General features: G+C 66.5%; 20 protein-coding genes. 7 read left to right on the top strand and 13 right to left on the bottom strand.

The features are described from left to right. Nucleotides 1-17 precede the first annotated feature (17 nt). From rpsT to WC585_RS07215, 4 genes are all read right to left on the bottom strand, one after another. Nucleotides 18-287 (bottom strand): 30S ribosomal protein S20, encoded by a 270-nt coding sequence (rpsT, locus tag WC585_RS07230; RefSeq protein WP_373256991.1) that lies wholly within the window; start codon nucleotides 285-287, stop codon nucleotides 18-20. 166 nt (nucleotides 288-453) lie between these two features. Further along, nucleotides 454-2,739, bottom strand: coding sequence for a class I SAM-dependent DNA methyltransferase (locus tag WC585_RS07225; RefSeq protein WP_373256990.1), 2,286 nt, complete (start codon nucleotides 2,737-2,739; stop codon nucleotides 454-456). Next, nucleotides 2,739-3,848, bottom strand: coding sequence for a type IIL restriction-modification enzyme MmeI (locus WC585_RS07220; RefSeq protein WP_373256989.1), 1,110 nt, complete (start codon nucleotides 3,846-3,848; stop codon nucleotides 2,739-2,741). The genes WC585_RS07225 and WC585_RS07220 overlap by 1 nt, the downstream gene beginning before the upstream one ends. 102 nt (nucleotides 3,849-3,950) lie before the next feature. Continuing rightward, entirely contained in the window at nucleotides 3,951-4,754 is an 804-nt protein-coding gene (locus tag WC585_RS07215; RefSeq protein WP_373256988.1) for an enoyl-CoA hydratase-related protein, read from the bottom strand. Between the two features lie 116 nt (nucleotides 4,755-4,870). Here WC585_RS07215 and WC585_RS07210 point away from each other — a divergent pair, with 116 nt between their 5' ends. Then, entirely contained in the window at nucleotides 4,871-5,788 is a 918-nt protein-coding gene (locus WC585_RS07210; protein WP_373256987.1) for an NAD(P)/FAD-dependent oxidoreductase, read from the top strand. Nucleotides 5,789-5,792: 4 nt separating this feature from the next. On the opposite strand, the gene WC585_RS07205 is transcribed toward WC585_RS07210, so the two are convergent. Both WC585_RS07205 and mutM read right to left on the bottom strand, forming a co-directional pair. Beyond that, on the bottom strand, nucleotides 5,793-6,242 hold the full coding sequence (locus WC585_RS07205; RefSeq protein WP_373256986.1) for a hypothetical protein: 450 nt from the start codon (nucleotides 6,240-6,242) through the stop codon (nucleotides 5,793-5,795). Nucleotide 6,243: 1 nt separating this feature from the next. After that, nucleotides 6,244-7,107 carry a bifunctional DNA-formamidopyrimidine glycosylase/DNA-(apurinic or apyrimidinic site) lyase gene (mutM, locus tag WC585_RS07200; protein ID WP_373256985.1) on the bottom strand — a complete coding sequence of 288 codons (864 nt, stop codon included), beginning with the start codon at nucleotides 7,105-7,107 and terminating at the stop codon, nucleotides 6,244-6,246. 93 nt (nucleotides 7,108-7,200) lie between these two features. Here mutM and WC585_RS07195 point away from each other — a divergent pair, with 93 nt between their 5' ends. From WC585_RS07195 to WC585_RS07185, 3 genes are all read left to right on the top strand, one after another. Continuing rightward, on the top strand, nucleotides 7,201-9,258 hold the full coding sequence (locus tag WC585_RS07195) for an OPT family oligopeptide transporter (RefSeq protein WP_373256984.1): 2,058 nt from the start codon (nucleotides 7,201-7,203) through the stop codon (nucleotides 9,256-9,258). Nucleotides 9,259-9,402: 144 nt separating this feature from the next. Continuing rightward, complete coding sequence (typA, locus tag WC585_RS07190) at nucleotides 9,403-11,235, top strand: translational GTPase TypA (protein ID WP_373256983.1); 1,833 nt, start codon at nucleotides 9,403-9,405, stop codon at nucleotides 11,233-11,235. A 235-nt stretch (nucleotides 11,236-11,470) separates the two neighbouring features. Continuing rightward, nucleotides 11,471-12,022, top strand: a complete 552-nt coding sequence (locus WC585_RS07185) for a superoxide dismutase (protein WP_373256982.1) — start codon at nucleotides 11,471-11,473, stop codon at nucleotides 12,020-12,022. 338 nt (nucleotides 12,023-12,360) lie between these two features. On the opposite strand, the gene WC585_RS07180 is transcribed toward WC585_RS07185, so the two are convergent. Continuing rightward, on the bottom strand, nucleotides 12,361-12,609 hold the full coding sequence (locus WC585_RS07180; protein ID WP_373257191.1) for a GlsB/YeaQ/YmgE family stress response membrane protein: 249 nt from the start codon (nucleotides 12,607-12,609) through the stop codon (nucleotides 12,361-12,363). A 194-nt stretch (nucleotides 12,610-12,803) separates the two neighbouring features. Here WC585_RS07180 and WC585_RS07175 point away from each other — a divergent pair, with 194 nt between their 5' ends. Continuing rightward, nucleotides 12,804-13,175, top strand: a complete 372-nt coding sequence (locus tag WC585_RS07175) for a helix-turn-helix domain-containing protein (RefSeq protein WP_373256981.1) — start codon at nucleotides 12,804-12,806, stop codon at nucleotides 13,173-13,175. Between the two features lie 48 nt (nucleotides 13,176-13,223). Further along, on the top strand, nucleotides 13,224-14,009 hold the full coding sequence (gene hisN, locus WC585_RS07170; RefSeq protein WP_373256980.1) for a histidinol-phosphatase: 786 nt from the start codon (nucleotides 13,224-13,226) through the stop codon (nucleotides 14,007-14,009). Here hisN and WC585_RS07165 read toward each other — a convergent pair. From WC585_RS07165 to WC585_RS07155, 3 genes are all read right to left on the bottom strand, one after another. After that, the gene (locus WC585_RS07165) at nucleotides 14,006-15,028 is read right to left on the bottom strand and encodes an alpha/beta fold hydrolase (RefSeq protein ID WP_373256979.1); all 1,023 of its coding nucleotides are present in this window, start codon (nucleotides 15,026-15,028) and stop codon (nucleotides 14,006-14,008) included. The two genes, hisN and WC585_RS07165, sit on opposite strands and share 4 nt — an antisense overlap. Beyond that, nucleotides 15,025-15,951, bottom strand: coding sequence for a class I SAM-dependent methyltransferase (locus WC585_RS07160; RefSeq protein ID WP_373256978.1), 927 nt, complete (start codon nucleotides 15,949-15,951; stop codon nucleotides 15,025-15,027). Before WC585_RS07160 ends, WC585_RS07165 begins: the two co-directional genes overlap by 4 nt. Before the next feature lie 68 nt (nucleotides 15,952-16,019). Beyond that, nucleotides 16,020-16,832, bottom strand: a complete 813-nt coding sequence (locus WC585_RS07155) for a class I SAM-dependent methyltransferase (protein WP_373256977.1) — start codon at nucleotides 16,830-16,832, stop codon at nucleotides 16,020-16,022. Between the two features lie 278 nt (nucleotides 16,833-17,110). Here WC585_RS07155 and WC585_RS07150 point away from each other — a divergent pair, with 278 nt between their 5' ends. Continuing rightward, nucleotides 17,111-17,575, top strand: coding sequence for an Hsp20 family protein (locus tag WC585_RS07150; protein WP_373256976.1), 465 nt, complete (start codon nucleotides 17,111-17,113; stop codon nucleotides 17,573-17,575). Nucleotides 17,576-17,658: 83 nt separating this feature from the next. On the opposite strand, the gene WC585_RS07145 is transcribed toward WC585_RS07150, so the two are convergent. Genes WC585_RS07145 through gpmA form a run of 3 tightly spaced genes read right to left on the bottom strand, consistent with a single transcriptional unit; the run spans nucleotide 17,659 to nucleotide 20,343 of the window. Beyond that, nucleotides 17,659-18,930: a pentapeptide repeat-containing protein gene (locus tag WC585_RS07145; protein ID WP_373256975.1), complete on the bottom strand. Its 1,272-nt coding sequence runs from the start codon at nucleotides 18,928-18,930 to the stop codon at nucleotides 17,659-17,661. Between the two features lie 52 nt (nucleotides 18,931-18,982). After that, nucleotides 18,983-19,621: a bifunctional diaminohydroxyphosphoribosylaminopyrimidine deaminase/5-amino-6-(5-phosphoribosylamino)uracil reductase RibD gene (gene ribD, locus WC585_RS07140; protein WP_373256974.1), complete on the bottom strand. Its 639-nt coding sequence runs from the start codon at nucleotides 19,619-19,621 to the stop codon at nucleotides 18,983-18,985. Then, nucleotides 19,618-20,343, bottom strand: a complete 726-nt coding sequence (gpmA, locus tag WC585_RS07135) for a 2,3-diphosphoglycerate-dependent phosphoglycerate mutase (protein ID WP_373256973.1) — start codon at nucleotides 20,341-20,343, stop codon at nucleotides 19,618-19,620. Before gpmA ends, ribD begins: the two co-directional genes overlap by 4 nt. Between the last annotated feature and the right edge of the window lie 94 nt (nucleotides 20,344-20,437).

Raw genomic sequence — 20,437 nt, 5'->3', positions numbered from 1 at the left:
GTCCGGTGCCCGATGGATCAGGCGGCCGACATCTTCTTCAGCTGGGCGGCCAGACGACCGACCTTGCGCGAGCCCGTATTCTTGTGAACGACGCCCTTGGAGACGGCGCGCATCAGCTCGGACTGGGCCTCGATGAAGGCGGTCTTGGCGGCACCGGCGTCGCCACCCGAAACGGCTTCCTGGAACTTGCGCAGGAAGGTGCGGACGCGCGTGCGGCGCGCCTTGTTCACTTCGGTGCGGGCGGCGATCTTGCGGATCGCCTTCTTGGCGCCGGCGTTATTGGCCATCAGTCAAAAACCTATCGTGCGAAAGCGCTGCGGAAACGTCCGTCCCCGGCGCAGGAACCTCAAGAGCGGGCGGCTATAGCGGAAAGGCCGTGGGGAGGCAAGGCGGAGTCTGGAGGTTCAGCACGCCGCACCGTGACGGCCACCCCACGATCCTTCGGACACCGTATCATGCCGCGCGGCGGGCCGCGAACGTGCCGTCGGCCAGGGCCGTGATCTCGGCATAGCGGACTAGGGTGTTGAGGGCCTGGACGACGCGCTGCTCGATCTTCCGGCCCCCGCCCTTGAAGGCGCGGGACACGGCGGCGGCGTCCATGGGGCGACCGGAGGCCTGCAGCACGGCGCGGATGGCCATGACCTGTTCGCCCTTGTCCTTCGGGAAGGCGGGCAGGCCCTTGTCGATGGCCACGACGTTCGCTCCGAGATCCAGCTCGCCGGTCTTCGGCGCGGCCGCCCCCTTGGCGAAGCGCGGGATCTGGTAGTCGGGGCGCAGCCAGCGGACGTGGCCGGCGGCCTCTTCCCTGGCGCGTTCGGCGTTGAGGGCGACCAGCTTTTCCAGAATCTGCTCGTCAGTCAGGTCGTGGGGCCAGCCGTAGGCGTCGGCGGTCGCCCGGTCGATCTGGTCGTGCAGGTCCTTGAGGATCAGCACCCGGCCGCGCGCCTTCACATCGGCTTCGGCGTCGGAGAGCGCGGTCCCGGCACGGACCTTTTCCAGCACATTGTAGAGGCCGGTCAGGGTCAGGTCCGGATGCTCGGCCTGCACCGTCTTGCGGGTGGCGTCGAGTTCCTCGCCGAGGGCGCGGAGGGTGGCGCGGGTAGCCTCGTCGGGGTCGGGGAAGGGGAAGGGGTCGAAGCAGCCACTCTTGGTGTAGCGCGGCCTATCCTCAAGAACACCGCCGACACTGAGGGTCCAAGTGACGTGAAGCTGGCTCGACAGAACAGCGAGATGCCAACCATCGGCACTGGCGAACGCCAGGATCATGTTGTCAGGGAGAATGCTGGCGTCGAGAAACTGGAAAACACGATGCTTTGTTGTCTCAACTGTTGCGATGTACCGATGCCGACCGTCAAGGGCCGGGCGAAGCTCGGAACGGGGCTTTCCGAATTGCCACCACTGGTCCGCATAAGCTTTTGCGTCTTTGGTCGGAGATTTTGCGGCTTGCGCTAATCGCCCGACCCGGACCGTGTCGTAGAGATGCTGATAGACCTCCGGATAGTCCTGCCGCACCTGCCCCGCTGACAGCCCAAACAGGTCGATAATCATGACTTTGCGCGAGTGCCCCGTGAGGTCGCGGCCGTTCCGATAAGGGCGGATGTGCCGCTCGAGACCCGGACGCCGACCCAAGCCGATGTGCTCCGCCTCAGCGGGCGTGACTATGAAACCTGAGCCATGAAGCTTCACGCCAGGCGAACTAACGCCTTCGTTTGAAGCCAGTGGGGTAATCCGCGTCAGGTCTGTGCCTATCGACAGGTCAGAGTTGATGCGGCCACCACGCGTAGCGAACGCAATAACAGGGGTATCGGTATCGAGCCCCGCTTCCGAAACGACGACGCGCGACTCGCCAAGGTGCGCGCCCGCTTGTGCTGTGGTCATCGCGATCCGTACGGCCGCACTGTCCTTCGACGCCTTGGTCCACGGATGATCCGGCACTGCGAAAATAATCGACACCGGAGCCTTGGCGTTCAGGTGACGCTCCATCACCCTCCGCTGGAACACTTGGCTGATTGAGTTGGTAGTGACGAGGCCGAAGCGACGCAGGGTCGCCTTCTTGCGGGTCAGGAGCTCGGCGGCCCGATCCCACCAGTACATGACAAAATCCGCGCTCTCGTTCATGTGCGGATGGGCGCGCCAAAGGGCCTCGGCATAACCGGCATCCATGCGAGACCGGAGGTTGGCACCACCGATAAACGGCGGGTTCCCCACGATGAACTCCGCCTCTGGCCAGTCCGGTCGCCGCGCGTTCGGAAACACCTGAACCGCTTCGCCATCCCGCATCTCGAACTGCAGCTCGGGATAGCCGTCCCAGGTCAGGACCGCGTCCTTCTGCTGAATGTTGCCAAAGGCCTTCAGGATGGGCTCGGCAGGGTGTTCGGAGCGGTTGCGGTAGTGCTGCTGCAGATAGCCGATCCACAGAACCAGTTCGGCGATGGCGGCGGCGCGGACGTTCAGCTCGATGCCCAGGAACTGGTGCGGATCGACCTCCTCCAGCCCGATGGTCTCGGTTTCGCCGAGTTCGGCCAGGGCCTCCAGCACCTCGCCCTCCAGCCGCTTCATCAACTCCAGCGAGACGTAGAGGAAGTTGCCGGTGCCGCAGGCGGGGTCGAGAACGCGCGTGGAGCACAGGGCGTGGTGGAAGGCGCGCACGGCGGCCACCGCCTCCTTCACATCGCCGCGCTCCTTCGCATCGCCGGCCTTGAGCTGGGCCGCATTCCAGTCGGCGCGCAACGGCTCCATCACCGCACCTCGACCAGCCGCTCGACATAGGACCGGGGGGTGTAGTGGGCGCCCAGCTGACGCCGCTCCTTGGGGTCCAGCGCCTGTTCGACCAGGGTACCGAAGATGGCGGGCTCGACATAGCGCCAGTCGTGTCGGCTGGCGGCCAGCAGTTCGCCGATCTCTTCCTTCGTCATCGGGAAGGCCTTGGCGTCGTGGAACAGGCCCCCGTTGAAGTAGCGCAGATGGGTCTTGAAGCCGGAGAAGAAGCGGTTCTCGTACAGCGGCTCGTCCATCCGCTTCCACAGATCGCGCAGCAGGGGGGCGAAGGCGGCGGGACTGTCGAGGCACTCTTCCAGCAAGGCGGTGAACTGGCCACGCGGCAGCAGGTCGGCGTCCTCGGCGAACATGGTGAAGATGCAGCGCATCAGGAAATGCGCCACCTCTTCCGGCGGGTGGTTGCGCTCCAGCCGACGTGAGACGGCGGCGAGGCGTTCGGCAATCTGGCGCGTGACGCGGGCGGCGTGGCGCGAGGGGTCCAGCGACTGGGGGTCGGTCCAGATGGCCTTCAGCCGCTCGACGATCTCGGGGCGGCGCAGGTCCTCCAGCCGGATGCGAAAGCCCTTGCGGTCGGGGAAATGACCGTAGGCCCGGCCCGAGCCGGAGAAGTCGGCATAGACCTCGAACACATAGCCGACGTCGCAGACGATGATGAAGGGCGGGGCAGGATGATCGGCGGGCAGCCGGAAGGCGTAGTCCTCGGCCTGTTTGCGGGCGTTGCGCATCAGCACGTCCCAGCGGCCTTCACTGGCGGCGGTGGAGGCGGTCTCGTCGGCCTTGAACAGGGCGGGCTGGTCGTCGCGCTGGCTGGCGCGGGACTGTTTGGCTTCCAAAATGAAACAGCCGCGCTTGTACAGGTCGATGCGCAGGGTCGAGGCGGACCCTTCGGACTCCCGACGCTTGACGCCCCGCTCGAAGACATAGTCGTTCAGCGCCGTCTGGTCGCTGGCAGGATCAGGGCGCGGAAGGTCCAGCGCCTCGCAGAGCTCCGTCAGGAACATCTGGTAGTTTGCGCGCTCGGCCCCGCCACGCGCGGCGCTCCAGCGATCGATGAAGGCGTCGATATCCAAGCGGCTCTCCCCAGCCCGCACTTGGCCCGGTTCGCCCGTGCGTGGCAAGCGGGGTCCGGCGCGTGAGGCGGGCCCCCTCCCCCGATAGGGGAGGATTTGAGCCTACCGCCCCGTGAAGACCGGCTTCCGCTTCTCGACGAAGGCGGCCATGCCTTCCTTCTGGTCCTCGAAGGCGAACAGGCTGTGGAACAGGCGGCGTTCGAACTGGACGCCCTGGGTCAGGGTGGTCTCCAGCGCGGCGTTGACCATCTCCTTGTTGGCCATGACGGCGAGCGGGCTTTGCGAGGCGATCTTCGCGGCGATCTTGCGGACCTCGTCCAGCAAGGTGTCATGGGGGAAGACGCGGCTGGCCAGACCGGACGCTAAAGCTTCCGCCGCGTCCATCATGCGGGCGGTCAGGACCATGTCCATGGCCTTGGACTTGCCGACCAGGCGGGTCAGGCGCTGGGAGCCGCCGATGCCGGGGGCGACGCCCAGGTTGATCTCGGGCTGGCCGAACTTCGCCTTGTCACTGGCGACGATGAAGTCGCACAGCATGGCCAGTTCGCAGCCGCCGCCCAGGGCAAAGCCGTTGACCGCCGCGATGATCGGCTTCCTGAAGCGGGTGATGCGGTCGTGGCCGAGGGCGAAATAGTTGCCGGTGTACATCTGGGCATAGGACTGGTCCGCCATCTCCTTGATGTCGGCGCCGGCGGCGAAGGCCTTTTCCCCGCTGCCGGTCAGGATCAGGCAGCGGACGCTGTCGTCCTGTTCGACGGCGTCCAGAAAGTCGGCCAGATCCTTGAACAGGGCGGAGTTCAGGGCATTCAGCGCCTCGGGCCGGTTCAGGGTGACCACCGCATAGCCGTCGGCGTGGCGTTCGATCAGAAGGTTGGCATAGGTATCGGTCGTGGGGGTATCGGTCATGGGGGGCAGGCTCCGCGTTTGGCCCGGTTTAGCGCGACCTCGGTCCGGGCCGAAACCCCTGGCGGCGGAACTCTTGCCTCAGCTTGACCATTAGGGTGCGCATGGGGGCAAGCGCGATGGACCAGCCGGATGTGATCGTGGTCGGGGCGGGACCGGCGGGCCTGACGGCGGCGCTGTATCTGGCGCGGTATCACCGACGGGTGCTGGTGCTGCACGACGGGACCAGCCGGGCGCTGCGCGGGCCGATGGCGCACAATGTGCCGGGGTTTCCCGACGGGATTGCGGGCAAGGCGCTGGTGCAGATCATGGAACGCCAGGCGATGGCGTATGGCGCGACGATCGCCGAGGCGCGGGTGGAGGATATCCAGCGATCAGGCGACGGCTTCGTGCTGAGCGGCGGGGGCCGGACCTGGCGGACGCGGGCCCTGATCATGGCGACGGGGGTGTCGATGAACGAGGTCGATCTGCCCGATGCGGTGCACGAGAAGGCCATCGCGGACGGGGTGCTGCGCTACTGTCCGATCTGCGACGGCTATGAGGGGACGGACCGCAAGATGGGCGTGATCGGGGCCGACACCAATGGCGCGGCCGAGGCGCTGTTCCTGCGGCAATATACGAACGATGTGACGCTGATGCCGCTGGCCCACTCCGAGCTGACGGCGGACGAGACGGCTCAGCTGGACCAGGCGGGGGTGACGGTGCTGCACGGGGCGCTGGACCGGCTGGAGCCAACGCCGGACACCATGACCGTGCATCTGACGACGGGCCGGACGGTGACGGTGGACATTCTTTATCCGGCGCTGGGCCTGCGCCCCCGCAGCGAACTGGCGCTGCGTCTGGGCGCGCGGCGCGGAGAGGGCGACTGCCTGGCGGAGGACAGTCCGTTCGGCGCGGGCGTCGAGGGGCTGTGGGCCGCGGGCGACGTGGTGCAGGGTCTGGATCAGATCACGGTCGCCATGGGCCACGGGGCCGTCGCGGCGACGAAGGCCCACAACTGGTTGCGCGAGCAAGAGGGCCACGCCCTGCGCAAGTAGGTCGTCAGCGGCGCGGGATCAGCGCCAGGGTCAGGCCAGCGCGGGACAGCTCGGTCACCACCACCATGCCCAGCAGGGCATTGGCGGCCAGAACCTGGGTGCGCGCAGCGGACAGGTCGATGGTCCAGCCGAACAGACTGGCTGCGGCGAGGACAGCCGCGGTTACAAGGACCAGGGCGACCAGGATCATCAGGGCGACATGGCTGGCCTTGAGCGCGGCCTGAAGCGTCGGCCCTTCGTCCAGCGCGCGCGACCGTCGGCGGAACAGCCAGGCGATCAGGCCGGTCGCGACCGTCTCGGCCAGAATGATGACGGCCAGGGCCCCGAGGAACCACAGCGCCAGATTGCCGGGATCGCCGCGCCGGAACGACTGGATCACATGGCCGAAATAGACGCCCCATACGGCCAGGCCGACGATCAGGCTGATCCAGAGATGGGTCTTGCGATGGGTCATCTCAGCGCCTCTGGCAGGACGGGCAGTAGAAGGTGGAGCGTCCAGCCTGGACGATGCGTTTCACTGTGCCGGTGCAGCCTTCGCCCAGACATGGCTGGCCCTCGCGGCCATAGACGTCGAAGCGGTGCTGGAAATAGCCCTGGCCACCATCCGCATTGGCGAAGTCGCGCAAGGTGGAGCCGCCCGCGGCGATGGCGTCGTTCAGCACGTCGCGGATGACGGCGGCCAGAACTTCCAGCCGGGGCCGCGAGACCTTGCCCGCCGCGATCAGGGGCGAGATGCGGGCGCGATACAGGGCCTCGCACACATAGATATTGCCCAGACCCGCGACGATCCGCTGGTCCAGCAGGCTGACCTTGATGTTCTGGGACTTGTTTCGGAACGCCTCGGCCAGGTGCGCGCCGGAGAAATGATTACCGAGAGGTTCGGGGCCCATGCGGTCGAACCAGGGATGCGCCTCGACCGCGTCGCTGGAAATCAGGCCCATGAAGCCGAAACGGCGGGCGTCGGCGAAGCCGATGCGGGTGCGGGTGGTGCCGGAGACGGCGCACAGGCTGACGTGTTCATGTTTGCCGCTGATGGGGGCCGGTTCCTCGAACTCGCCCAGCTGGGTGCCGTCCAGAGTGAAGCGACCGGTCATGCCCAGGTGTGTGACCCAGGTTTCGCCCGTCGACAGCGGCATCAGCAGATATTTGGCGCGGCGGTCGATGCGCTGGACCGTTGCGCCTTCCAGCCGTTCCACGAACCGCTCGGGAAACGGAAAGCGCAGATCAGGCCGGTTCTGGCGCACATGGGTCAGGCGCGCGCCGGCCAGCACGGGTTCCAGGCCACGGCGGACAGTCTCGACCTCGGGGAGTTCAGGCATGGGGGTTCGTAACGCGTCTCTCCTGACGGGAGAAGGGAGATTGCTCCCTTGGCCATTCTCGGTTTACGTCGCCGTTCGGAGAGGGACGACCACATGACCGACACGCCTTCGAGCGCGCCCGCGACGGGCATCAAACGTATCGAACTGACCCTGCGGGCCCTGGTCCTGGGCTGTCTGCTGGCGGTCGTGTTCACGGCGGCGAATACCTATCTGGGCCTGAAGGTCGGGCTGACGTTTGCCTCGGCCATTCCGGCGGCGGTCATTTCGATGGCCATCCTGCGGATGTTCAAGACCTCGACCATCTGGGAAAACATGACGGTCCAGACCGTGGCCTCGGTCGGCGGGGCCATGAGCTCGATCATCTTCGTGCTGCCGGGTCTGGTCATGGTCGGCTGGTGGCTGGAGTTTCCGTTCTGGGAATCGGTGCTGATTTGCGTTTTCGGCGGTGTGCTGGGCGTCACCTTCTCCATTCCCCTGCGCCGGGCGCTGGTTGTCGAGGCGGGGCTTCCCTATCCCGAAGGCGTCGCGGCGGCCGAGGTGCTGACCGTCGGCTCACGCGGGGCCGAACAGACCGAGAGCGCGGTGCGCGAGAATGCGGCCGGTCTGTGGGTTGTGGTCACCGGAGCCCTCGTGTCGGCGGGCTATGCCCTGCTGGTCGCGGGGCGGGTTTTTGCCGGCGAGACGGCGCGGTTCCTCAAACTGCCGGCGGCTCTGGGTGGTGGAGCGACGGGCATCGGCTTCGGTATGCAGTTCGCGCTTCTAGGGGCCGGTCACCTGATCGGGCTCAGCGTGGGCCTGGCGCAGCTGTTCGGACTGATCCTGGCCTGGTGCGTCGCCGTGCCGATCCTGACCAGCCCGGACACCATCGCCTGGCTGACCGCCAACGGCATTCCGTCCATCGCCACGACCTTGCCGCCCGGTGCAGGTGCTGAGGAACTGGCCATGACGGTCTGGAGCCGCGAAGTGCGCTTCATGGGCGCGGGTGTCATCGGCGTGGCCGCGATCTGGACCCTGATCAAGCTGGCCGGACCGCTGATCGGTGGGCTGACCTCGGCCCTGGCCGCCAATCGCCGTCGCCAGGGCGGCGAGGTTCTGGACCGGACCGAGCAGGACATTCCGATCAATATTGTGGCCGGTCTGTCGGTCGCCTGCCTGATCGGTATCGGCTTCATCCTGGCCTTCTTCGCCCAGAGCAATCCGACACTGGCCGGATCGACCTGGCTGCTGGTCGGGGGCGGTCTGATCTATGTCATCCTGATCGGCTTCGCGGTCGCCGCCATCTGCGGCTACATGGCCGGGCTGATCGGCTCGTCCAACAGCCCCGTGTCGGGCGTGGGCATCCTGGCCATCGTCATTGCATCGCTGCTGATGCTGGGCGTGCTGGCCATCGCCGGCCTGCCCGCCGATCCGTCGGTGGTGGCCTTCGCCCTGATCGTGACGGCCATCGTCTTTGCCGTGGCGGTCATCGCCAATGACAATCTTCAGGATCTGAAGACCGGCCAGCTGGTCGGGGCCACACCCTGGCGTCAGCAGGCGGCCCTGATCGTCGGCGTGATCGCAGGGGCCATCGTCATTCCACTGATCCTGAACCTGCTGAACGCGGCCTTCGGCTTCGAAGGCGGGCCCCGGGGTATCGCGGACGAGCCGCTGGCTGCTCCCCAGGCAACACTGATCTCGGCCCTGGCGCGCGGCGTCATCGGCGGAGACCTGCGCTGGGACCTGATCGGACTGGGCGCTGTGATCGGCACAGTGATCATCGTGCTGGACATCATTCTGAACAGCGCCACCAAGGGCCGGATGAAGCTGCCGCCGCTGGCTGTCGGGATCGGCTTTTACCTGCCTGCTGCGGTCACGACGATGCTGGTTATCGGGGCGGTGTGCGGCTGGATCTACGATCGGGCGATCAAGACGACCCGCTTCGCCGACGTCGGTCGTCGCATGGGCGTGCTTCTGGCCAGTGGCCTGATCGTGGGCGAGAGCCTGTTCCTGGTCATGACGGCGGGCGTCATCGTCGGCACCGGCAATGACGCACCGTTCGCCATGCTGCCCGAGGGCTCAGCCTGGCCCCCCATGATTGCGGGTCTGGTGGTCTTCGCCGGTCTGGCCTTCGCCCTCTATGCCTGGGTCCGCAGACAGTCGGCCAAGGTCTAGAGCGATATACGGGGCCTTCAATCCGCCCTAACCGGGCAATAGGGTGGCTTTTCGGCGCGCGCTTCGGTAAGAGGCGCGCGCCTTCCCGCAATTATGCCTCTGCCAGCGGCCCCTGCTTTCCGGCCGCCTATTCGTGATACTCAAATGAACCTGCGCAACGTCGCCATCATCGCCCACGTCGACCACGGCAAGACCACGCTGGTGGACCAGCTTCTGGCCCAGTCCGGCGTCTTCCGAGCCAATGAGGCGACGACCGAGCGCGCCATGGACTCCAACGATCAGGAGCGCGAGCGCGGCATCACCATCCTGGCCAAGGCCACATCGGTGCTGTGGAACGGCGAGGCGGGCGAGACCCGCATCAACATCATCGACACCCCCGGCCACGCCGACTTCGGCGGCGAGGTGGAGCGGATCCTGGGGATGGTGGACGGCTGCGTCCTGCTGGTCGACGCCGAAGAGGGCGTCATGCCCCAGACCAAGTTCGTGCTGACCAAGGCGCTGAAGATGGGCCTGAAGCCGATCCTGTGCATCAACAAGGTCGATCGCGCCCACGCCGATCCGGACCGCGTCCACAATGCGGCCTTCGACCTGTTCGCCGCCATCGGCGCGACGGACGAGCAGTTGGACTTCCCCCACATCTATGCCTCGGGCCGCGCCGGCTGGGCTACTCTGGACCTGAACCAGCCGTCCGACAATCTGGGCCCGCTGTTCGACCTGATCGTGCGCCACGTGCCGCCGCCCAAACAGGTCGAGAACAAGGACAAGCCGTTCCAGATCCTGAACGTCCTGATCGAGAGCGATCCCTTCCTGGGCCGCCTGCTGACCGGCCGTATCGAAAGCGGCAAGGCCTATCCCGGTCTGGCCATCAAGGCGCTGGACCGCGACGGCAAGACCATCGAACAGGGCCGGATCACCAAGGTGCTGGCCTTCCGCGGCCTGAAGCGTCAGCCGGTCGAAGAGGGTGCAGAGGCCGGTGACATCGTCGCCATCGCCGGCATGTCCAAGGCCACCGTGGCCGATACTCTGTGTGCCTTGGAAGTGACCGAGGCCCTGCCCGCCCAGCCGATCGATCCGCCCACCATCTCCATGACCGTGTCGGTCAACGACAGCCCCTTGGCCGGCCGTGAAGGCGACAAGGTCCAGTCGCGCGTGATCCGCGACCGCCTGCTCAAGGAGGCGGAGGCCAATGTCGCCATCCGCGTCACCGAGACGGGCGGCAAGGATGCCTTCGAGGTCGCCGGTCGGGGCGAACTGCAGCTGGGCGTTCTGATCGAGAACATGCGCCGCGAAGGCTTCGAGCTGTCGATCAGCCGTCCACGCGTGGTCTATCAGACCGGCGAGAACGGCGAGAAGATGGAGCCGATCGAGGACGTCATGATCGACGTCGACGATGAATACTCCGGCGTCGTCATCGAGAAGCTTTCGGCCCGCAAGGCCGAGCTGAAGGATATGGGTCCGTCGGGTGCCGGCAAGACGCGCATCCAGCTGTCCTGCCCGTCGCGCTCGCTGATCGGCTATCAGGGCGAGTTCCTGACCGATACGCGCGGTTCGGGCGTGCTGAACCGCGTGTTCAGCCACTATGAGCCGCACAAGGGTCGGATCGAGGGTCGCCTGAAGGGCGTGTTGATCTCCAACTCGGACGGCGAGACGGCGGCCTTCGCCCTGTGGAACCTGGAAGATCGCGGCGTGATGTTCGTCGGCGGTGGCGAGAAGACCTATCAGGGCATGATCATCGGCGAGAACGCGCGCTGGGATGACCTGGACGTCAATCCGATGAAGGCCAAGCAACTGAACAACATCCGTGCCGCCGGCAAGGACGAGGCCGTTCGCCTGACCCCGCCGCGCCGCCCGTCGCTGGAACAGGCCATCGCCTATATCGAGGAAGACGAACTGGTCGAGGTCACGCCCAAGTCGATCCGCCTGCGCAAGGCCGTGCTGAACCCCAGCTTCCGCAAGAAGCGCGTTCGCGAAGACTGATCCTTCGGGATCAAGGCAGACATCAAGGGCGGCGGGCACAGCCTTGCCGCCCTTTTTCGTTTCTGCGCTGACGGTCCCGCATCGAGCGGGGGAGTCACACTCATGGCCCACTTAGACCCGGAATCGGTCAAACCGGGCGAGGAGAAGGTCATTTCGGGGCAGGTGAAACAATCCGCAATGGAGTGTGTTTTTATCTCGTGGCGAGCCTCCCTGCTCGCGTAACAAGGAAAATATCATGCGTAAGACCGCGCTGCTAAGTGGCGTTGCCGGCCTGCTCCTCATGACCGCTCCTGCGTTCGCCCAGGACAGCACGGCTCCGCAAACGCCCCCCGCCCCTCCTGCCCCGGCAACCATGCCGCAGGAGCCGATGGCTCCGGCTGAACCCGCCACTCCGGCTCAGCCGCAGACCCTGACCTTGACCCCCGGCGCACCCGTTGCTGGTGTTGACGGGACCCCGCTGGGCACGCTCGAAGGCGCTCGCTCAACCCCTGCCGGTCAGGAACTGACCGTCCGCGGAACCGATGGCCAGCTGCGCGGCGTTCCCGTTTCGGGCGGTGTCGAGCAGAATGGACCCGGCGTGACTGTCGGCTGGAACAGTGAACAGTTCCAGGCGGCCCCGGCGATCGAAGGCGCAGCGCCGGCCCCGGCCGAGGCGACTCCGCCCGCTCCGAGCTCGGAGCCCATGACGCCGCCGGACGCCAGCGCACCGACGCTGCCGACCGAGCCGACGGATCCGGCGTCCCCGCCGACCACGGACGGCGACGACGACATGACCTCGCCCGAGTAAGCGACGTCTCGAAAACTGACGAGGGCGGCTCCTGACAGGGCCGCCCTTTTCTGTGTCCGTCATCGACCGGTCGATCGCCGGCCGGAGACGCTGCCGGTGGTCGATATATGGGGCCAGATGCGCTGTGATGACCTGTGAGAAGCGGTCACTGGACGTGTTGAACAAGGAGCGGCCAGGACGAGGACCGATAGGAGCATTCCTCTCCGCCCGGAGGTTACCGCAGCAGCGCATCCGACCTCGCCATAGGTAATGGCTTTTGCCGGACGCAACGCCAGGCCCAGGCAAGAAAAAAGGCGGCTCCGAAAGGAGCCGCCTTCTTCACGTTACCGATCCGAAGATCAGGCGCGACGCTTGACCAGTCCCAGCAGGAACAGCAGCAGGCAGGCACCCAGGAACGCGACGATCAGCGTCACGATGTTGAAACCGCCGACGGCGACGCCGAGGAAGGTGCCCGAGATCCAGCCACCCAGAATAGCGCCGACAATACCGACGATAAGGTTTGTGATCAGGCCGTGGCTGCGGCCCATGACTTTTTCAGCCAACCAACCGGCGACGATGCCGATGATGATCCATCCAATGATACCCATAGTGTAGTCCTCTCTTCCAAAGCAAAGCTCGGGCAGTAAATGCGCATGCGACAATGCGGTTGCGTCCTGCACCAAACTCTGTGGTGACAGCTCCGTTCCCGGCCGCTCATTCCCTCAGGGCGCGAGCCCGGCATGCCCCTTGCGCCGTCACAGGCGAGTTGTCCCGCTTCGGGACAGTTGCAGGGAATGGGCAAATGGCTACGGACATCGATCTTCACCTCGGCCGCCGTCTTCGTCGTCGACGTCGCCTGCTGGGACTGACCCAGCAACAGCTGGCCACCCAGGTGGGCATCCGCTTTCAGCAGATCCAGAAATACGAATGCGGGGCCAACCGCATCTCGGCCGCACGTCTGTGGCAACTCGCAGAGGCGCTGGAATCGCCCGTCAGCTATTTCTACGACGGTCTGGAAGACGCCATCGAGCGCGGCGGTAGCGGTCAGGGCGGCGAGATGTTTTCCCGCAAGGAAACCCTGGACCTGATCCAGGCCTACTATCAACTGGACGAACGTCCCCGCCGCCGCCTGCTTGACCTGGCCAAGTCGCTGCACGACGGCGAAGCAGCCTGACGACAAGGAGTGGTGACTCCGTCGGGACGGTTGTCTATCCGGAGCCCCATGACCGAGTTTGAACTGTTCGCCATCGATCTGGCCCGCGAGGCTGCGCGTGTCAGCCTGCCCTTCTTCAGGGGCGAGTATGAGCAGATCGACAAGGGTGGGCCCGGTGCGTTCGATCCGGTCACCCAGGCCGACCGCGAAGCCGAGCAAGCCCTGCGCCGCATGATTGCCGAACGCTATCCCGAGCACGGCGTCATTGGTGAGGAGTACGGCGAGGACCGGCCGGACGCCGAGCACGTCTGGGTGCTGGACCCCATCGATGGCACGCGCGCCTTCATTGCCGGCCTGCCGCTGTGGACCAATCTGATCGGTCTTCGTGTCGGCGAACGGCCGACCGTGGGGATTGTCGGACAACCCTATCTGGACGAAATCTTCATCGGCGGGCCGTCGGGCGCGAAACTGTTGAAGGGTGGCGACACAAGGCCGCTGGCGGTACGTCCCTGCGCCCGCCTCACGGAGGCTGTGATCGCCACGACCGACACTGACATCTTCACCGGTGCCGAACTGGGAGCCTGGACACAGGTGCGGGCGGCAGCGCGGCTCGCCCGGTTGGGCTGCGACGCCTATGCCTATGCCATGATCGCGGCCGGACGGATCGATCTGGTGGCCGAGACCAGTCTGAAGGTCTGGGACTGGTCGGCCCTGGTGCCTGTGGTTGAAGCCGCAGGCGGAGCCGTCACCAACTGGCGGGGCGAAGTGCCTGACGGCAACGGCCAGATCCTGGCCGTGGGCGACGTGTCGATCCGGGAGCAGGCACTGGTAACGCTCAGACGGGCCGCCCTCTAGGCGGTTTCGAACGCCGCCGCGGATTCCGGCAAGCCAAACACCGGAACGACCTCGGCCGCCATGACATCAAACTCGTCCAGAAAGACCGCGCGCTTGTCGTCGGTTTCCATGATGACCTCGTGTCTGGCCCCCGGCACCTCGACATAGCGACCGCGCGGGATGCGTCTGGCGGCCCATTGGCTGCTCTGCTTCCAGACCCTGTCATCGTCAGCGGCCTGAACAACGCAGACCGGGATGCGGACCGATTTCAGTGCGCCAGTCTTCAGCGCCCGCTGGCCGACATCCAGGCCAAAGGCCAGCCACCCCCAGGTCGGCCCACCGACGGCCAGATGCGGACAGGCATACAGTTGTTGCCGCCATTGATCGTAACGGGCCTCGTCCGTGGTCAGGGCGTCCTTCTCGAATGTGTGGTCGAACGGGTCGTCGGCGTCGCCCAGCACATAGTCCCCGGCCCGGCCGTGCCGCAGGTTCCAGCGCACGGCCAGCTTGACCGACCACATGGCCCGCTTGCCGGTCTTGATGCGCAGCATGGGGCCGGACAGGATGGCTCCGGCGAAGCGGGTCTCGCCCTGTTCCAGGCTCATCAGGTTCAGCACGCCGCCCATGGAATGGCCGACCATGATCCAGGGCTTGGGCGCACGATCATCGAAGGCGTCCAGCAGACGATCGTAGTCGTCCAGAAATTCCTCGACCGCGCGGGCGTGACCCTTCAGCCGGTCGGGCAGCAGGCGGGCAGACAGTCCCTGGCCGCGCCAGTCATGGGCCAGAACGCACCAGCCCCGCGCCAGGAAGTTGCCGATGACCTCATAGTATTTTTCGATGGGTTCAGTGCGACCGGGACTGATCACCACCGTGCCATGCGGCCGGGCCGCAACCAGTGTGGAAGGCGTCCAGAAGGCGGCACGAAGGCGAAGACCGCCCGCTCCGCGAAACCACTCGCCCTTGCCGCCGGGCGGTGGCGCAGCCCCCGGAACCCCCATCAACGGGGCGTCGGCGGTAAAAGCGGACGTGTCGGTCACTCTGGTTTCCTGAACTTCAGCGTCATGCGGTCGCTCTCGCCGATCGCATCATACTCGGTGCGGTCGAACTCCGGATCGGCCGGTTCTCCGCGCGGCGCAGTCAGCCGGAGCGGAGCCAGGGTTTCGACACCGAACGGATGGTCGGTGTCGTCGTCCGGATTGGCATTGATCTCCGATGCGGCGACGAAAACAAACCCTGCCTCGGCGGCCAGTTGTTTGACGAAGGCCTCCTGGACGTAGCCGCTGGCAGCGGCCGGGTCCTGATCCTTGTCCGGAGCCAGGCGGTGCTGCTCAATGCCCAGAATACCGCCGGGGCGCAGCGCCGCGAAGGCGTCGGCAAAGGCCTTCTCCGCTATGCCCGCTGCCATCCAGGCGTGGATGAACCGCATGAACAGGACCATGTCGGCGGTACCTGCCTCTGCCACAGGCCCCGACGTGGGACCGAAGGCGCTGAGGACGATCTCACCGTACAGATCCTTATCGGCGGTGAACCGCTGTTCGAATGCCGCCATCAGGGCGCTCTGGGCCGGGTCCGTCAGAGGCCCGGTCTGGAAGCCGGCGGCGACATAGGTGCCCCGCCCTTCCGCCAGATAGGGAGCCAGAATCTCGGTGTACCAGCCGCTGCCGGGCCAGAAGTCCACGACCGTCATGGCGGGTTGCAGGCCGAAGAACCGCAGCGTCTCCATCGGATGGCGATCGGCGTCGCGGGCCCGGTCAGAGACCGACCGCCAGGGCCCGGCCACGGCCCATTCCAGCGACCCCTCGGGCGGGCCCTGCGGCGCAGGGATTTCGGCCTCTGGAGCCGCCGCCTTGTCGTCGCCGCGACCGCAGCCGGAAACCATCACAAGGCCCAGCGCCGCCGTTCCGGCCAGCCATGACCGGCGCGAGGCGAAAAGACTGCCGTCCGTCGTCCGCTGCGCCATCAAACCTCCCCGTCGGTCGTCGTGCCGCCGGGAGTAAACATGTTCACCGTCAGGGTCAAAACCGAAGCCTACTCGGGTTTACGGAAACGCAGGGTCATACGGTCGCTTTCGCCGATGGCGTCAAAGGCGGCGCGCTCCTCGGCCGTCAGGGTGCGGCCGTCCTGTTCGGACCGGCGCACTGGCGGCAGTGTCCAGACGCCGAACGGATGATCCCGGTCGTCGGCGGCGTTGGCGTTCAGCTCGCTGCGGGCGTCCAGCACGAAACCGGCGGTCTGGGCCGCGCGGATGACCCAGCTTTCGGGCATGTAGCCGGTCGGTGCCGTGTCGTCGGCATTGAGGCCGTCCACGCTGCGGTGCTGCTCGACGGCCAGGACCCCGCCGGGCTTCAGCGCCTTGAAGAAGGCGGCCAGATAGGGGCCGGTGCGCTGAGGGTTCGAGCGGTGCCAGTTGTGAAAGGCGCGGGCAACGATGATCATGTCGGCCTGGCCGTCCTCGACCACCATGGATTCCAGCGGGCGATTGACGGCGACATAGCGCCCGCCCGTGGCCTCGGCATAGGGTTGCAGAATCTGGCTCCACCAGCCTGCGCGACCGGGCTCGATCTCGACCACGGTCAGGCCGGGCTGCAGGCCCCAGAAGGTCAGTGTCTCGAACGGATGGCGATAGGCGTCGCGGGCGATGTCGGCGGCGGGCCGGGTGTCGGAGCCGATCGCCGCCTGCAGCGCGGCATCTTCCTGAAACACCGGTGGGGTCATGGCGGCGCGGCGCTCGGCACGCTGGGCCGGGGTTTCGTCCAGGGTCGGCATGGCGGGCAGGGTTTGGGCCAGCGCCATCGTGGGCAGGACGAAGGCCGACAGGGCGGCTAGGGTGAGCAGGCGCATGAGGAGGTTCCGGATGCGGTGAACGGGCGAAGGACACCCTGACCAACCCCTTCCTGCGGGGCAAGTCCGTATCCGACACTCAAGACAGTTGGCCGCAACGTTCCGGAGCTCTTGACGCCGGAAAACCGCTTCCCACATCGTGGTCTGAGGATGCCGCTTCCGGGTCCTCCAGACCGGACGGGGCCGAACATCGGGCCGTGCGGACTGATCCCCAACCGCCGTTCCGGGCAATAAAAACGCGGGAACGGTTCAACCTTGCTGATCCTCAGGAGGATGACATGCGTACTGTCGACTTTACTCCCCTTTACCGCTCCGCCGTGGGCTTCGACCGTCTGGCCGGCCTGCTGGAAAGCGCCGCGCGCTCCAGCCAGGAGAACGGCTGGCCGCCCTATAACATCGAGACAACGGGCGAGAACGCCTACCGGATCGAGATCGCCGTGGCCGGCTTCAAGCCCGACGAGCTGAACCTCGAGGTCAAGGAAAACCTTCTGACCGTAACGGGCCGCAAGACCGCCAATGACGATGTCGAGCAGCGCACCTATCTGCACCGCGGTCTGGCCGAGCGCGACTTCGAGCGCCGGTTCCAGCTGGCCGACTATGTGATCGTCAAGGGCGCGGACCTGGTCAACGGCCTGCTGTCCATCGAACTGGCCCGCGAACTGCCCGAGGCGCTGAAGCCCCGCCGCATCGAGATCGGTTCGGGCAAGGCGCTGATCGAAGGCAAGAAGCCCAAGGCGGCCTGAAGCTGAACGCCCTCAAGCCGCGCAGCCGCGCGACCGGGCAAATGTGATGAGGGGGTGGCGTCCGCGCCGCCCCCTTTATTGTGTCAGGCGCTCAGAGCCGCTTCCAGCCCGTGGGAGCCATGCGTGTCCGCGTCGGTCAGCTCAGCCTGACGCAGGCAGGCCCCGTGCAGGCGGGCTCGGCTGAGGTCGGCACCGGTCAGCACCGCCCGCTTCATGTCGGCCCCTGAAAGATCGACCCCGCGCAGGGTCGCCCCGGTCAGGTCAGCGGGCAGCAGACGGTCAGCCGCGATCATCAGTGGCCCCAACTGGGCACCCCGCATGTCCGAACCGTTCAGCCGGGCATTCTTCAGACGCGCACCCCGCAGGTCGGCCCCCTTCAGGTTGACCGAGCGCAGATCGGCCCCCTCCAGATGGGCGCCCTGAAGCTGCACGCCTTCCATGTCCAGGCCATAGAAGACGGCCCCCTTGGCAGATAGGGCGGTCAGATTGTAGCCGGTGATGGACCGCAGAGCCCGCAGATCGACACCGTCGAACACCGAGGGCTGGCCCGACGCGCCGCCGGTCTCGCACCACTGGGCATGCTCCGCCAGCATGTGAGCGGCGGGCATGCGCGACACCGGCTCGCCCGCAGACTTGGTATCGGTCAGAGCCCCGGACATGTCGGCACCGTCGGTGCGCCACATGGCCGATTTCACACCCACCAGAATGGCGTCGCGCAGATCGGCACCGGACAGGTCCGCCCCTGACAGGTCGGCACCGGCCAGATCAGCACCGCGGAAACTGGCCTGTTTCAGATTGGCCCGGACCAGCTTGCAGTCCTTCATGATGGCGTCGGAGAAGTCGGCGGCGACGGCGACCACGCCCGTCAGCTTGGACCGCTCCAGATTGGCCCCGGCCAGGCAGGCCCCCTGCGCCTGGGTTTCGTTGCGCGAGCGGGCCTCGATCACGCGGTAACCCATCTTGGCGTCGGCGGAGGCGATAGTACCCTCGCGCAGGTCAGCCTCGAACAGATCGGCCCCCGTCAGATCGGCGCCGCGCAGGCAGGCTCCGCGCAGATCGGCACGCCGCAGGCTGGCCTCGGACAGATTGCAGTCCTGCATGTCCGTGCCGAAGAAGACCGCATTGTCCAGCCGCGAGCCGGACAGGTTCGCCCCGATCATGCAGGCGGCGGAAAAATCTGCATCGGCGAGGTGTCGGCCACTGAGGTCCAGACCCGACAGGTCCATCCAGGCGAAGACGGCGCGGGCCCCGCCCGGCTTGGCCTGCCACAAGCGGTCGTGCCGGGCGCAGATGGCGTCCAGTTCGGCCTGTTCGATGCGCCTTCTGGCGACCGTGTTCGCGGTTTCCCCCGTCATGGCGTTCATCCTTAACGGCGAGGCTTTAAGGAAGCCTTGCGGGAGACGAAGATCAGGCGGTCAGCAGTCCTTGCTCGGCCAGGGCCTCGGCCAGCTCGCCGGGGCCGACCCACACGCGGGTGTATCCAGCCTCGCCCAGACGTTTCAGCTCGGTGTTCAGGTCCGCCTTTGCCGAGGCGGCGAAGCGGGCGTCGAAACCCTCGCCATCAGCGCTGATGCGGACCATGGGCCGCCCTGTCTCGACCCGGTGCAGATAGCCTTCGTAAAGAACCGCTGCCTGATCGGCCAGCAGGCCGGTCTCGACCTCCAGCCCCGCCTTCTTCAGCCGCTCGACGCCGCGACCCGAAGCAAAGGGCGATGGATCGACGGCCGCGATGACGACCCGTGCGACGCCCGCGTCGATCAGGAAGTGCGAGCATGACGTCCGGCCCGACGATCGGGCACCGCAGGGCTCCATGGTGACATAGGCCGTGGCACCGCGCGCCTTGTCGCCTGCTGCGGGGACAGCCTGTTCCTCGGCATGGGGCCGTCCGCCCGACGCGGTTGCAGCTTCCGACACCACTTCGCCATCCTTGACGATGACGCAGCCGACCGACGGATTGGGCCAGGTCTGGCCCATATTGCCCCGCGCCAGGGCAATGGCCCGGCCCATGAAGCGGATATCGTCGGACGCAGCCTGGGCGTCGGTCATGATGCGCTTTCCGGCAGGGGCGGCAGGTCGGTGGCTCGGGCCGCGTCCAGATAGCGCGCGGCGGTCGGGCTCAGACCGGCGTCCAGATCGATCTCCAGCGGATTGCCGGTCGGAATCTCGACCCCGACAATCCGGTCGTCCGGCACGGCAAACAGATGTTTGACGATCGCCCGCAGCGAGTTGCCGTGCGCCGCGATCAGCACATCCTCGCCCGCCTTCAGCCGCGGCGCGATCGCCTCGTTCCAGTAGGGCAGGACGCGATCCAGGGTCGTCTTCAGGCTCTCGGTATCGGGGATGGCCTTGCCGACATAGCGGGGGTCGCCCGCGAAATCCCACTCGCCGCCCGGAGCCAGTGGCGGCGGCGGAATATCGTAGCTGCGCCGCCAGATTTTCACCTGATCCTCGCCGTGCTTGGCCGCTGTCTCGGCCTTGTCCAGCCCGGTCAGGCCGCCATAGTGACGCTCGTTCAGACGCCAGTCCTCGACGACAGGAATATCCTTCAGTCCAGCGGAGTCCATTGCCAAGGCTCCGGTTCGCGTCGCGCGCTTGAGCACCGAGGTGAACATCACCGCAGGACGAAACCCGGCCTGGGCGATCAATTCGCCGCCCTTGCGGGCCTGGGCCTCGCCCTCGGCGGTCAGGTCGACGTCGACCCATCCGGTGAAGCGGTTTTCCAGGTTCCACTGGCTCTGGCCGTGACGCAGCAGGATCAGGCGGGGCATTCAACTCTCCAAACAGGTCCTTTTTCGGTAGGCCGGGGCCACTGACCGGTCAAGGTTTGCAGCACTTGTGCCGCTCTCGCGTTGTGACGGTCCC

Origin of the sequence: Brevundimonas sp., from assembly GCF_041648055.1 — a bacterium.
GTDB lineage: Bacteria > Pseudomonadota > Alphaproteobacteria > Caulobacterales > Caulobacteraceae > Brevundimonas.
Note: the sequence above shows the minus strand (reverse complement) of the source record. Positions and strands in the feature narration are given on the sequence as shown.

Bases quoted from the DNA above. Each gene is read 5' to 3' on its own strand.
- rpsT (WP_373256991.1), bottom strand. From the start codon at position 287: ATGGCCAATAACGCCGGCGCCAAGAAGGCGATCCGCAAGATCGCCGCC.
- WC585_RS07180 (WP_373257191.1), bottom strand. From the start codon at position 12,609: ATGGGTATCATTGGATGGATCATCATCGGCATCGTCGCCGGTTGGTTG.
- typA (WP_373256983.1), top strand. From the start codon at position 9,403: ATGAACCTGCGCAACGTCGCCATCATCGCCCACGTCGACCACGGCAAG.
- WC585_RS07210 (WP_373256987.1), top strand. From the start codon at position 4,871: ATGGACCAGCCGGATGTGATCGTGGTCGGGGCGGGACCGGCGGGCCTG.
- mutM (WP_373256985.1), bottom strand. From the start codon at position 7,107: ATGCCTGAACTCCCCGAGGTCGAGACTGTCCGCCGTGGCCTGGAACCC.
- WC585_RS07215 (WP_373256988.1), bottom strand. From the start codon at position 4,754: ATGACCGATACCCCCACGACCGATACCTATGCCAACCTTCTGATCGAA.
- WC585_RS07185 (WP_373256982.1), top strand. From the start codon at position 11,471: ATGCGTAAGACCGCGCTGCTAAGTGGCGTTGCCGGCCTGCTCCTCATG.
- WC585_RS07145 (WP_373256975.1), bottom strand. From the start codon at position 18,930: ATGACGGGGGAAACCGCGAACACGGTCGCCAGAAGGCGCATCGAACAG.
- ribD (WP_373256974.1), bottom strand. From the start codon at position 19,621: ATGACCGACGCCCAGGCTGCGTCCGACGATATCCGCTTCATGGGCCGG.
- WC585_RS07150 (WP_373256976.1), top strand. From the start codon at position 17,111: ATGCGTACTGTCGACTTTACTCCCCTTTACCGCTCCGCCGTGGGCTTC.
- WC585_RS07205 (WP_373256986.1), bottom strand. From the start codon at position 6,242: ATGACCCATCGCAAGACCCATCTCTGGATCAGCCTGATCGTCGGCCTG.
- WC585_RS07225 (WP_373256990.1), bottom strand. From the start codon at position 2,739: ATGGAGCCGTTGCGCGCCGACTGGAATGCGGCCCAGCTCAAGGCCGGC.
- WC585_RS07195 (WP_373256984.1), top strand. From the start codon at position 7,201: ATGACCGACACGCCTTCGAGCGCGCCCGCGACGGGCATCAAACGTATC.
- WC585_RS07160 (WP_373256978.1), bottom strand. From the start codon at position 15,951: ATGGCGCAGCGGACGACGGACGGCAGTCTTTTCGCCTCGCGCCGGTCA.
- gpmA (WP_373256973.1), bottom strand. From the start codon at position 20,343: ATGCCCCGCCTGATCCTGCTGCGTCACGGCCAGAGCCAGTGGAACCTG.
- WC585_RS07175 (WP_373256981.1), top strand. From the start codon at position 12,804: ATGGCTACGGACATCGATCTTCACCTCGGCCGCCGTCTTCGTCGTCGA.
- hisN (WP_373256980.1), top strand. From the start codon at position 13,224: ATGACCGAGTTTGAACTGTTCGCCATCGATCTGGCCCGCGAGGCTGCG.
- WC585_RS07155 (WP_373256977.1), bottom strand. From the start codon at position 16,832: ATGCGCCTGCTCACCCTAGCCGCCCTGTCGGCCTTCGTCCTGCCCACG.